Genomic DNA, 12,641 nt, shown 5'->3' with positions numbered 1-12,641 from the left:
CGCGGAAAGTCTTGTGCGTTGTATCCACGGTAGCTGGGTACACTCGGGCGTCGTGGAGGTGAACGATGAGTGAGCGGGAGCGCTCCAGCCGCTTCAGTGTGTACGTCCCATCGCCCAAGGTTCGTTTGAACATGGGCTTGCCCATCTACAAGCCTGAGGATGGTGTCGGGACGTTCGGCTACACCGGGATGAGCCTGCAGTCCGACCGCCATTTGTTCATCGATGTGAACAAGGTCGCGCTGTATCAGAGCGGCAGCCATTCCATGTGGCAAGTCGGCGGCAAGTGGTTGCAGTACTCGAACGCCAACATGGTGATGGCGTGCACCGCATCCAACACCCTTGCTGCTTCGGCCAAGGTGGTGATCGCAGCGGGCGCTGGCCACGGTCAGATCACGGCTCTCGACCATGCGCAGCCTCATGTCACGCCCCGCATGGTTGACTACAACAACCTCGACCTCCATTACCGCGTGGAAGAAGCTCACAACGGCGTGCGCGAGCTGATGTATGGCAAGGACGACTGGAAGACCGCGCGCGGCGACTCCCAGTCGGACCAACTCGAGGCCTATAAGGACGGCTACGGTGGCGGGTTGCTCGAAGACTTGCGAAAGCAGTTCGAGGATCTGGGGCACTCACCGGAGGAAGCCCGCGCGTGCCTGCAGCCGCTCGAGTGGGAAGGCAACTACCTAGAGATGAAGAACGGCTTTCCGCCGGGTGCTGACAGTAGCGTCTACCCGGCGTTCAAGGCCTTCGATCCGTACCCCGCCGCCGGCTACCGCAACCCTGGGCCCGCCAAAACTTTTGGCTACTTCCTCCAGACGGTGAACTTCTTTCACCGCTTCGTGGACGTGCTGGGCAAGGTAGGCCCGCTGATCACGGACAACTTCATTGGTTCGCGCATCCAGAACCTGCTCAACGTTTGGGGAAACGCCCAGGAGGGTTTCCAAGCGGCAATGAACGTCGGCGACTTCGTGCGCTGGGACCAGAAGACCGGCGACACCGGCTTCGCCATGACGGACGAGTTCGGCAACGTCGCGGCTCGGCCCACCAACGCGGAGAACTTCGGTAGCTCGGGCGCGAGCCTAACGAGCGTGCCGGAGATGTACGATCTGACTGGGCTGTCGGGGAGCGACCTCGACCTCGAAGTCTACGACAGCGAGGGCCACTCCCAGACATTGACCCTCGACTTCGCGGACGTCGCCTGCGCGCCTGCGAGCTTGACGCCCTCGACGAAGCACCAGGAGATCACGGTGACGGTCACCACCCCGACGTCGCCTGCGAGTATCAAGCTCGGCTCGCGGACGGTCTACTGGCAGCTCTCTGGTAGCGGGTTCGCGTGGGGTAACGTGCCGCTTGGCTACAGGCGCACCGGGAATACCTTCAGTCGCGCTGACGGTGGCATGTTCAACGTCTCAAGGGCGAGCAACTGCACGTTCACCAGCGCCGCCAGCGGCACCATCACCGCGGAGGTGGATGGGCAGACCAAGACGATCGGCCTTTCGTCGCTGGCCGGGGCTGCGGATCGCGCCCAAGCTGTCGCCGACGCGTTCGGGAGCTTCGGCACCAAGTCGGGTACGAGCGTAGACATTGCGAGCGCGACGATTGGACCATCCTCCACGATCAAGATCCCCAAGGAGAAGGACGACAAGGATCAGCTCAAGCTCGCGAAGGCCTGGTTGGGTATTTCCGAGCGGATAGAGAATGTGGGCGATGTCAAGGGTAGCGCCGCTTGGCTCGCAGCAAACCTCAACTCCTTGGGGCTCAACTACTCGGCGAGCGCCGGCGCTCCTGAGGATCTGGGCTCGTCCGTTTGCACCGTGACTCACAACGGCAGTGGTAGCTCGGCATACCTGAAGATCACCGGAGGGCCGACCGCCCGTCTGTTCGGAGAGGATCCCGCAAAGGCCCAGGGCACCGACGACGGCTTCTACAAGACCTTCCAGGATCTGCGGGTGCTGCAGTTCGAGATCGCGAAGTGGCCGGAAGACGTGCGCAACCTGTTCAGGCCCGTGATCGAAGCGATGAAGGACGTGATGGCGGTCTACGATCGCATCAAGGGCATCATCGATGAAGCGCTAGCGTTCGCTGGATTGAGCCTCGGGCCGCCTTCTGCGATCGGACTCTTCGCTGGTGATGGCATCACGATTGGTGCCGGCGGTCATCTCTTCGGCACCGCGGACGGAATTACCCTTGTCTCTACCCCCAAAGGTGAACCCGACAAGGACAAGTTCGCGATGGGCCCGGTGGAGAAGTGGCTGGTCAAAGCCCAGGAGTGGGACCCGCTTCAGGAGTACTGGAAGAACCGCGACGCGGGGCACCCCTTCCAGGTGCCCAAGAAGGACGGCCACAAGACGAGCGGGATCCGCGTGGTGAGTTGTGAGGATGTGTTCATGGCATCCCGAGATGATATGCGGCTCGTTTCCCTGCGGCATTTCAAGGCAGAGGCGAAGTCCCTGGATCTCACAGCGGCCGCCAACATGAAATTGAGCGTCCGCGAGGGCGAGTTTGGCGTGGAGGCAAAGGGCATCAACTTGGGTTCCGAGGCGGACCTCAACAAGCAGAAGGCCACCGAGTGGATCCGCATGGTGAGCAAGGAGAAGGTCGAGCTGAAGACCGTCAATACCGCGCTCGTCATGGACAACGACACGGTCACGCTGGGTGGCCGCGGAACCCAAGCCTTCGCTTCAAAGCTCGACAAGCCCCGAGTGCAGGTCTCGACCAAGTCCGGCAAGGAGTCGGTTGCCGTTGGAACCGGTGATATGGGGGGAGAGGTTGCTTATGGACTCGTCGTGGAGAGCGACGCGAACCCTCTGCTCGCTGGCAAGAGCGAACTCAGCTTGGCGGGTGGAACCGCAGGCATCACGCTGAAGAGCGCTGGCGTCGAAGTGATGGGCCAGTTCAAAGTAGGCCCGGAGTTCGTCGTCAAGAGCAGCGGCAAACTCAGCCCGAAGACCGTCGTAAAGAGCGTCCTTGCCCAACACCCCAGGGCGCTGCAGCTGAAGCCGGAGTACACCGCATTGATGGTGCAAGCGAAGGCGTTGCTCGCCGCCGCAGACGGCGTGATCACAGCGCTCGAGGCTGCAGAAAAGAGTCGCGCTCTGGCCATTCTGCCGCCAACACGTCTGGCGGCAGACAAGGCCTTGCACCTGTTGCAGGAACAATTCGTCGATATGAAGGCGGAGCTGGCCGACCTGAATGTCGACCGCAATCGGCTGATCGCGGAGGCGAAGCTCTACGATGTCGACGATAAGAAGTTGGGCCGCAAGGAACCTGACGACACCGACGTCTTCTATGAGCACTGAGCATGTCCGACGAGTTTGACTATCCGAGCTCGGCAATAGCTTACACGCACCCGGCCAGGCTCGCCGCGGTAGCCATCCAGCGTGGGCTGGACGTCGAGTTCCGCGGCACGTTCAGCTACCTCGAGCTGGCGTGTGGGGACGCGAGCAACTTGCTGCCTCTCGCTGTACAATTCCCTGGGGCAACGTTCGTTGGCGTTGACCTAGACACGGCCGCAGTGCTCCAGGGCGAACGACGCGCTCAGGCGTTGGGCCTGAAGAATCTAAGGTTGATAGCCGGCGATCTGAAGGACGTGGAGCTGGGGGGCGTTTTTGATTTCGTGGTCGCCCATGGCGTGTACTCCTGGGTCGCGTCGGATGTGCAGGTCGCACTGCTGAGCCGGGGACAGGCATGGCTCGCGGAGCGTGGGGTGCTGTACGTTAGCTACAACACCTTGCCGGGTTGGGGCATTCGCGGGGTGTTGCGATCCGTGATGCGCGATGCCGCGGCTGAAGAGCTCGAGCCGCGGGGCAGGCTGCGCAAGGCGAAGCTCGCTGTCAGTCGCCTGCAGCAACACGTGCCCCAGGACAATCCCTATGGTGCCTTGTTGGGCGCCGAGCTGGGGCTGGTTCTCAACAAGCAAGATGGCTATCTGCTTGGTGAACACTTGGCTGAACACAACGAAGCGCTCTTCGTCGGCGACTTCTTGAGGCGAGCAGGGGAGCAAGGACTTCAATTCCTCGGGGAACAGGTCGCCGCAACACCAGACGGCGCACTAGAGCAGCGGCTCCCGGCCCAACTGGAGGCGCTTGGTCTGCCGGAGGCCGAAGCTCAGCGTCACCTTGACGTGCTCTGCTATCGGCAGTTCCGTGCGACGTTGCTCTGCCATCGGGAGCGAGCGCTGAAGCCCAAGCTCGTAGCCCGGCTGCGTGACGCTGGCTACCTGGCGGGTCAGCTCAGCGTGCTCGCGAAAGAGCCGTTGCTCTCCCCAGGTGAGAAGTTAGGTTTCGAAACCGTGCACGGAGTCGTGATCGAATCCGAAGAGCCGCTACAGAAGGCCGCGCTGCTCGTGCTGTCGAAGAGCTTTCCGCGTGGTCTCCACATGGCAGATCTGATGAGCGCCGCGCTGGCGGAACTCAGGGCGCGAGCGTTGTTGGACTCGAGTCCGGTTTCACCGAGCTCCATCGAGGCCGCCATTCGTGACCTACTGGATCTGGTCGAGCGGAGGCAGCTTGAGCTGTTGCCCTGGACGCCGGAGCCCGCCACTCGCATCGCGAGCCCGCGTCCTTGTTTGCCTGCGCTCACCCGGCTGGAAGCAACGCGTGGGCACGTGACGACGCCGCGCCACGAGGCGCTCAGCCTGGATGGTTTCCGTGCGGCATTGTTGACTCTGCTCGACGGACGCCACGACCTGGCTCAGCTCGTGGGGGAGCTGAGGGCTCTCTTCGAGGCGGGGGAACTGCGACTGAGCGCCGAGGAGCGTAAGGTCTTCGAGGACGACGAGAGCGTGCTGGCACTGGTCCGCCAGTGCACGCTCGAAGCGGTGCAGTTCGGGCTATTCAATCCCGAGGTGGCCACGTCGCCACTGTCAGAACCTCTACGCTCCTAGAGGTGAAAAACCGTGGTTCGCTGAACGAGCGAACTACAGTGGCTGAGTAGGCCGGCGGTAGACGCCTATGCATCGTCGTCCATCTCGAGCAGCACTCCAGACATCGACTTCAGGATGTTGCGGCTCGTGTTGAGGCGCGAGCCTCGCACCGGGGAAGGTGTGATCGGGTTGGGGATCGAACCAACGATCACGGGTCGATCAGGATCGCCGTTGATGAACGCGATCGCCACCTCGGTGCCCGGCTTCAGTGGAAAGTGCATGCCGTAGTCCGGGCCTGTGTGAGGCTGCATCATGCGGATGGGGCGCGACGCCCGAGTCTCTCCGGGGTCGACCGCGTCGAAGAGCAGCGAGACCTCATAACGGCCCTCATCGTCGATCATGGGCTCTGTTGGAGTGGTGCCGACGATGATGCCCGTGCAGAGCCCAGGAATACGCGGGCGAGGGGACACCACCGGTGCCCGATACTTGACGGAGCTGAGTTGCGTGCGGAAACGATTGGTGTAGCCACCCTGTTCGACTGCGTGCTCAACCTGAGTGACGAGCAAGTCGAAATCCTGGTCGGGGTGATCTTCCAGCGTGAGCGTGCCACCAGCACGGAATGCCGGCAGGTTACTCGCGCCTTCGTAGGTGGTCTGTTGCGCCAAGAGTGCCTCGGCACGTCGCGTGGCGAAGAACTGTCCCTCGTCTGGCGTCTTGAAGTGCAAGCCGTACTCGATCACTAGCCCGTCACCATTGCCGGACACGGGCGCGCTGGCTTGCAAGTTCACCGTTGGGGTGCGGTAGTTGTAGTCGTGAGTCCCAAAGGCGCTCGGCAACGCGCGCTCGATGCGAAAGAACTGTTGCACACCCAAGCGGCGTCCCAAGCCGACTTCATCAAACGGGGCGTAGGCCACGCTCGTGTGCTCGGATCCCGGATTCGCGGGCTGCTCTGCATCGTCGTCCGTCGACTCTTCACCCTCGGGTTCCGGCGGGCTCACTGCGACGTCCATGATGCCTTCGTTGTCATCGCAGAACACCCACTTGTCCCGCTTGCCATGTTCGAAGAAGAAGTAGATCCCCCAGTGCTCACACAAGCGCTGCAAGAACCCGAGATCCGTCTCGTGATACTGCAGGACGAACTCTCGCTCCGGGTAATCACCGCTCAGCCGTAGCTGGAAGTCCGCGTCGGGCGTCAAAAGAGCGCGCTTCATGACGCGGGCGATGATCTGGGGGGCAGACCCAACGTACGCCTCTGTCCGCTCGTGGATCGTGGTACTCCAGGCCCTCGGGACGAAGCGAATGGTGATGTCTCGCTGATCTTCCTGAATGGCGAGCCGCTGCTTGGCCTCGACGACGCGACCCCAGACCACGCGCAGGATTTCATTGCCGCGGAGAAACAGAAGGCCCGCGCGAGCTCGCGGATCGACCAGGCGCCCAGTCTCGACCTGATCGCTGGCCTCGAGCACGCAGTCGATCGAGAAATCAAACAGCTGACCGATGGCTTCGATGCCGCGCAAGCTCGAGACCTCGAGCATGCCGGAGAATGCGTTCGAAATCAGTCGGATGCGGATCTTTTCGTCGTCCATTGCCCCTCTAGTGCGGTTGGCGTTGCGGCTGAGTTGGCTTGCTGCTGGCTTGCGACTGTGCGGCTGCGTTGTGAGCGGCTGTTCGCTGCTAGTGCCTGCGCTTCAGGATAGGGTGGGTGAGCTTGGTTTGGGTGAGGATCGCCTGCTCGAGGCGCGCGTCGACCCATGTCGCTTCGAGGGTTTCCGCGCCGTGCAGGTTCGAGCCGCGGAGGTCGGCTCGCGTCAGATCGGCTGCCTCTAGGTTGGCTTCCATCAGGTTCGCGAAGCCGGCGTGCGCGTCGGTCAGCAGCGCGTAGCGCAAGCGTGCCTTGGGTAGCTTCGCCCGCATCAGGCTTGCCTGAGTCAGATCGGCGTGGTTGAGCACGGCCTCGTCCAGGAGCGCCCCGTCTAGGCGCGCTGCCCGTAGGACCGCTTCACTGAAACTAGCGCTGCGCGCGTCGACTTCGCGCAGCGAAGCGCCGCTCAGGTCCGCTTGATCTCCACGGAAACGCTGCATGTTCGCCCCGTCGAAGCTCGCTCCGGAGAGCTGAGCCTCGTAGGCTGTGGTGTCTACCAGCGTCGCGCGAGTGAAGTTGCCGCTCACGAACTTGCAAGCGCTCAGGTCCGCTGCCGTGAGGTTCGCCCCGCTGAAGCTCACGCTGTCGAGCTCGGAGTCTGTCAAGTTGGCGCCGGTCAGATCAGATCCGTAGAAGTTGGCGCCGTTTCCACGGCTACTGCTGAGATTGGCGCTAGAGAGCTTGGCGCGTTCGAAGTTTGCTGCGGAGAGCTGTGTTTCCGCGAGGTTTGCTGACTCCAGATCGGCGCCGTCCAAGGCCGCGCCCGTGCAGTTTGCGCCTACTAGGGAGGCGTGCTTCAGGTTCGCCCCGCTCAGAAGGGCGCCGCTGAGCGCCGCGCCGCCAAGCTTGCTCGCGCTCAGATCGCGGCCCCTCAGGTCCAGACGGGACAAGTCACAGCCAGCTAGATCGATTCCGGAGAGCGATCCCCCCGACGCGACGAGCGCTTCGACCTCTTCACGGCTCCGAGTAGGCGCGGCTGGCGGCACTGAGGCTCGTGGCTTTTCGTCGCGGAGCGGAAGCCGCTCTTTGAGCTGTTCCCGCCGCTTTCTTCGTTCAGCCTCCGCTTTGGGATCTGTGATGCCGAAGCGCAGGCCGATCGCGTCCGCCGCAGGCTCTTGGCCGCCGCTGATCCACGCGCTGAAGCGTCTGCGGCAGTGCTCGACGTCTGCGGGGCGCATCACATCATCCCAGGTCACGTAGACCAGCGCGAGCTCAGGCGCGATCGCCGAGGTGACCTCGGTGAAGCCCCGCCACACGAGGTGCGCGCGCATTGAGTCGGTATCGAAGACGACCGTATCGAGCTTCAACGGGACCTCGTTGAACTGGAAGCCGTGCTGGCGCGTGGTCTGGGTGAACGCGCGCGCGCGCCTGCCGGGCAGTCGGCCTTCGAGTCGGGCGAACTCGGGGTGGAGTCCCTCGAGGCAGAAGCGTTCGTTGCCGTACGCCTCCGCGAGCTGCTGGGCCGGAGGCGCCGCGTTGAAGTACTTGTAGTCAAAATCCGGAGGGAAATAAGGCCAGTACTTCTCCAACCAACGATCGTCGTAGGTTCCGAGGTAGGTCTGCCGATCCCCCCAGCCTTGAGGCAAGGGGCCGAGGCACGCAGGCGGTGGGCGATCGCGCTGTGACTTGATCAATCGGTCCGGGTCTTCAAAGTTCGGCAGTAGACGTGCGCCACCACCTTCGATGACACCGCGTCCCACTGGGTTCGCTCGATGCGTTGCGCCGCCGAACGCATACTCATAGCGGAGCGGGAGCTGCTTGAGCTTCGACGGCCGGGTCATCCCAAGCGACTCCCAGTAGCGGTCCCCAATCCACGCGATGCGCCTCTGCAGACTCCCGAACTCGAGGCTGATGAAACTCGAGGAATCATTGCCGTGGGGATAAGCGTGCCCGTGAACCCAGACATCGACGCCCAGCTTGAGCGGCGAGAAATCGTTCGCGTAGCGCAGGCTCGCCTCGGGGTCATCGTCCCAGTAGACGTCGGCTGAGAGCGGGTCGCTCTCGACTAGTGGAGCAGCCGTCTTTCCCGGGCGCAGCTCGAGGGTGCTCTTCGCGATGATTACGAGCGCGGGCAACTCCGGCTTGAAGCGCCACGGCATGCTCGCGACTGAGAACGCGCCGTCGGTATAGACGGGGACGGTCTCCTTGGGGCGCTGAGGAAGGTCAAACACGGGTCTGCTCGTGGGAAAGGCTCAGGGGAAGATGGTGACCTTGGCCTGGCTGGGGGCCATTTGGAGGCCCCCGGGGGCGTTGGGGTTCGAGCCGTTGTGAGCTGACTGGGCGACTTGGTGGACCATGCCTTTGCCTTCGGCGATGACCTTCGAGCTTCCCTTCTTGAACACCACCTTCTGACCCACGGTACCCGAGACCACGCCTCCGGCTGTCCCGGCTTGGTCCCCCATGCTGCTCGGGATCTCCGACGTCTCGATGACGGTCTGCTTGTTCTCGATCAGTACCTTGGTGCTCACCTTGGTCGCGTTGGCGACCATCGCGGTGTTGGGAAATGGCGTTGGAACCGGCGGAGCTGGCGGGGCCGGGACCTGGCACACGTCGGGGACGGCCATGCAGGTTCCATTTGCTTTGCTCGATGCAGGAAACATGCTCTCTCCTTACCCAAGTAGAATGCGCTTGCCGTCCACGCGCGTGTCTTTTTCCGAGCGGATACTCGTGCGCTGTGCGAATAGCTCCAGCGTCGACTCGACGAGGGTGCGAAGGCGCTTGGCGCGCGTCTCCGCAACCCGTTCGACGTCGACGAACGCCTCAGCAACTCGAGTCAACAGGCGCTCGCCCCGCAGCTCGAGGCGGCCGAAGTCGACCTGGGTTGCGTCGCCTCTGAGCGAGAGTTGTCGGCCTGCCAGCTCGGCCTCGGGGGCACTTAGTTCAATACGCCGCCCTGCTGAGACTCGCACGCTACCAGCGGGCGCAGCGAGGTGTAGGTCCGCTGTCGCTCGCAGTTCCAGCGTTCCGCTCTGCGTGTCGTAGTTGACCAGCAAGCGCCCCGCGTTGTCGTACAACGCGAGTGTGCTCCCGGTGCGTTCCGCATAAGCGCCAGTCTCCGAAGTGACACGAAGCGAATCTTCATGCGTCGAGGTGTGCAGTACGCCGATCACGAAGTGTTCACCGCCACCGCCCGCTTCGCGCGGGGTGGAGTGGACCAGGACGCGGTCGCCGGCGTGGGCCACGTAGTTTGGAATAGCTAACCGTGCGGAAATTACACTTGCCTCGCCTTGGCCCCCGGGTCTCAGCCTCAATTCCAGACGCTGCCCCGTGACGTGCAGCACCAGTGCTTCCTGGGTGCGGGGACCTTCGACGGGGTGCGTAACTGCGGGATCCGTCATAGCTTAGAAATCCTCCGCGCGTTCGCGTTCTGGGTCGTTGTACCGAATGTCATCGAGACGGGCGCGACTCATATGGCAGCCACCGACGCTCGCACGATGCAGGCTTGCGTGGCTCAAGTTGGCGTCCATGAACACGCTCTTGTCGAGCTTTGCGTGGTCGAGTATCGCCCAGACCAAACTCGCCGAGCGAAAGGAGCACTCACTCAGGTCGGCCTTCTCGAACCGCGCGTGGTCGAGCTTCGCTTGCTTGAAGCTAGCGCGCTGAGCGAGGCAGCCGCCGAATTCGGCATCTCTGAACTCACCGGAGCCGAGGTCCGCGCCACTCAGGGTCGCGCCGGAGAAGTCGGCGCGTTCGCCTTTGAAGCCTACCAACCGAGCCAGACTCAGGTCTGCTTCTGCGAAGCCGACTTGGAGACCCCGGGCATCGCTGAGGTCGCAGCCGACGAGCTTGGCCTTCGCGAAGTTTGAGTTGTGGAGGTTCAGCTTGCGTAGGTCGAGGTGGCTGAGGTCACTCCCCTCGAAGAGGCATTGGTCGAAGCTGGTGCTCGCATCCAACTTGGTTGTCTGCAGGTTCGCGTCCGAGAAGTCGGCAAGGTGGAAACGCGCGCCCCGCAAGTCGGCGCCCTCGAGTTTGGCGCACACCACTCGGGCCGACCTCAAGTCGAGGCCGCTGAGCCATGCGGCGCTGAGCACGACACCGACCAACTGAGCGTCGTCGAAGCACGCCTGCGTCAGATCACTGGAGCCGAGGTGGGCGAGCGTGAGGTTCGCTCCGGTGAAGTCGGCGTTTGCAAACGCATGTTCGCTTAGATCCGAGTCAGCCAGATCTGAGCTCCGGAAGCTTACACCCCGCAGGTTGCACTTTTCGAAGCGCGCTCCAGATAGCCTCGCACGGTCGAAGACGGCCTCGCTGAGCTCGCAAGCTACAAAACGAGCCTGGCGAAGGTCCTGCCCGCTGAGGTCGATGCCGTTCGCTACGACACCCCGCAGCTCGCACCCCAGTAGCTGACCGCTCGCGGCGGCGGCGAGCAGCTGCGCCTGATCCTCGATCAGCAGCGAGGCTGGGCTGGCGGGCTGATCCGTACTCACGCCTCGCCTCCATAGATCTTACGCCAATGACGGGTGGCGCTTTCGTATTGTTGCTTCCACTGAGCGTACTCCTCTGGGTTCGCTGCTAGTCGCTCACGATAGGCGGTCATCAGGCTGTGTCGCTGCATTTCCGTGAGGTTATATTTCTGGAGCACCTGATTCTTGGCTTCCCGTGGCGCCACGGCGATCTCGGCGCATAGCATCGCGAACTCGAAGAGCGTGAGCTGGGGAGCGGCGCCTCCCGCGGGCGCGGCCGGAGCAGCCTGGGGTGCCGGTGGCTGCGCGGGCGCCGCGAAGCCAGGGGCCACGTCCCCGGCCATCGCGGTTCGCTTGAGGTCGCCGCGGGTCGCGGCCTCGAGTTGACGTTGCAGCTCCTCCGTGTCGTCGCCCATGGGCAGGGTACGCTCGGTGCGCTGAAGCTTTGGCTCTTGCACCTCGGCTGGAGGCGGGGGCGGTGAGCTAGGCCAGCCCGTCCCCGGTTGTTGAATCGGCTTGGGCACCGGTGCGGAGCCCACGAGGGCCGGTTGCGCTAGAGCAGGCGCCGGAACCGGCGCTTGGCCGTGGGTCTGCGCGGGAAAGGGAACCGGCGAAACCACGGGCATCGGAGGAGCGGGGGAGTGCGGAACCGGGGAGGCGACGGGACGCGGCGCGGGCATGACCGGTACCGGGCTCACCGGCAAGGGGGGAACCTGTCGCTGTGCCACCGGGTTTGGTGCCGCCTGAGCGGGGACGCCTTGGTTCTGCGGGGAAACAAAGAACGCAGCTGCGTCACGCGCCGGAGGCGCTTGGTACGCTTGAGGTGCCGCCGCCTTGGCTCCGGGGGCACTGGGGACTGCAGCCCTGAGCGCTGCGGAGAGCTGCGCCATGTTGGCGAAACGGCGCGATGGTTGCTTCTCGAGGCAGCGACGGATCACGCCCGCCACCTCTTGTGGCAGATCACGCGAGAGCTCTGGAGGATCGTTGAGCACCGACAGAACGAGCCCCGTCAGGTTCGTGGCTTCGAACGGGATGGCACCCGTCAACAGCTCGTGCAGCATGATGCCCAGGCCCCAAACGTCTGCGCGTTCGTCAACGTCGCGGGAAGCCTGGATCTGCTCTGGCGCCATGTACGTCGGCGTTCCCAGCGCCTGCTCCTGCGAGGTGAGCGCGGACATGGCGACCCGCGCCACGTCGAAGTTCGCCACGTGAAGGCGCAGCGGATCTTCGCTCACGACCATATTGCGTGGAGCGACATCGCGGTGCACCACCCCGGCGCGATGGGCGTAGCCCAAGGCTTCTGCGGCTTGGAGTACCAGCTCGGCGGCGTTACTCAGGGCGAGCCGGCCGTGTCGTTCGAGGTACTCGTTGAGTGGTTCCCCGGGGATATGTTCGATGACCATGTAGGGGCGCCCATCTTCTAGTTCACCGCTGGTGAGACCGCGGATGAGGTGGGGCGCCACCAACCGCTGACTTAGCTCCGCCTCGCGCTTGAAGCGCTCGATGGCCTCCTTGTGAGCGGCGTAGTCTGCACGCAGCACCCGAAGCTCTACAGCTTGTTGATACTGCGCGGAGTCGGCCAGGAAGCGCTGGGCAAGCGGATGCGGTGTCAGCTCGTCAGTCAGAGTGAAGTCGTCCGACAGCTTGCTACCAACGCTCAGCTCCTCCATCTCACCTCCGGGAATCGACGCGCAGCCGGCGCGGATTCAAGCGGCACCTTATCCGCGGCGCG

At 63.5% G+C, this 12,641-nt stretch carries 8 protein-coding genes; 2 read left to right on the top strand and 6 right to left on the bottom strand.

Features of this window, described 5'->3' with window-relative positions:
• Window positions 1-65 precede the first annotated feature (65 nt).
• Window positions 66-3,299: a hypothetical protein gene (locus tag H6718_02655; protein MCB9584266.1), complete on the top strand. Its 3,234-nt coding sequence runs from the start codon at window positions 66-68 to the stop codon at window positions 3,297-3,299.
• Window positions 3,300-3,301: 2 nt separating this feature from the next.
• Window positions 3,302-4,885: a methyltransferase gene (locus H6718_02650; GenBank protein MCB9584265.1), complete on the top strand. Its 1,584-nt coding sequence runs from the start codon at window positions 3,302-3,304 to the stop codon at window positions 4,883-4,885.
• A 65-nt stretch (window positions 4,886-4,950) separates the two neighbouring features.
• Here H6718_02650 and vgrG read toward each other — a convergent pair whose 3' ends face one another.
• The 6 genes from vgrG to H6718_02620 all read right to left on the bottom strand — a co-directional run bounded on the left by vgrG (window position 4,951) and on the right by H6718_02620 (window position 12,579).
• The gene (gene vgrG / locus H6718_02645; GenBank protein ID MCB9584264.1) at window positions 4,951-6,450 is read right to left on the bottom strand and encodes a type VI secretion system tip protein VgrG; all 1,500 of its coding nucleotides are present in this window, start codon (window positions 6,448-6,450) and stop codon (window positions 4,951-4,953) included.
• Window positions 6,451-6,538: 88 nt separating this feature from the next.
• Window positions 6,539-8,677, bottom strand: coding sequence for a DUF2169 domain-containing protein (locus H6718_02640; protein ID MCB9584263.1), 2,139 nt, complete (start codon window positions 8,675-8,677; stop codon window positions 6,539-6,541).
• Window positions 8,678-8,698: 21 nt separating this feature from the next.
• On the bottom strand, window positions 8,699-9,070 hold the full coding sequence (locus H6718_02635) for a DUF4150 domain-containing protein (protein MCB9584262.1): 372 nt from the start codon (window positions 9,068-9,070) through the stop codon (window positions 8,699-8,701).
• Window positions 9,071-9,115: 45 nt separating this feature from the next.
• The gene (locus H6718_02630) at window positions 9,116-9,844 is read right to left on the bottom strand and encodes a DUF3540 domain-containing protein (protein MCB9584261.1); all 729 of its coding nucleotides are present in this window, start codon (window positions 9,842-9,844) and stop codon (window positions 9,116-9,118) included.
• A gap of 3 nt (window positions 9,845-9,847) precedes the next feature.
• A complete protein-coding gene (locus tag H6718_02625; GenBank protein ID MCB9584260.1) occupies window positions 9,848-10,933 on the bottom strand; it encodes a pentapeptide repeat-containing protein in 1,086 nt (361 codons plus the stop codon).
• Window positions 10,930-12,579 (bottom strand): serine/threonine protein kinase, encoded by a 1,650-nt coding sequence (locus H6718_02620; GenBank protein ID MCB9584259.1) that lies wholly within the window; start codon window positions 12,577-12,579, stop codon window positions 10,930-10,932. Before H6718_02620 ends, H6718_02625 begins: the two co-directional genes overlap by 4 nt.
• Window positions 12,580-12,641: the final 62 nt, after the last annotated feature.

The sequence above is a fragment of the Polyangiaceae bacterium genome (assembly GCA_020633205.1).
In the GTDB taxonomy this organism is placed as follows: Bacteria; Myxococcota_A; Polyangia; order Polyangiales; family Polyangiaceae; genus JAHBVY01.
This window is presented reverse-complemented; position numbering and strand designations above follow the sequence as displayed.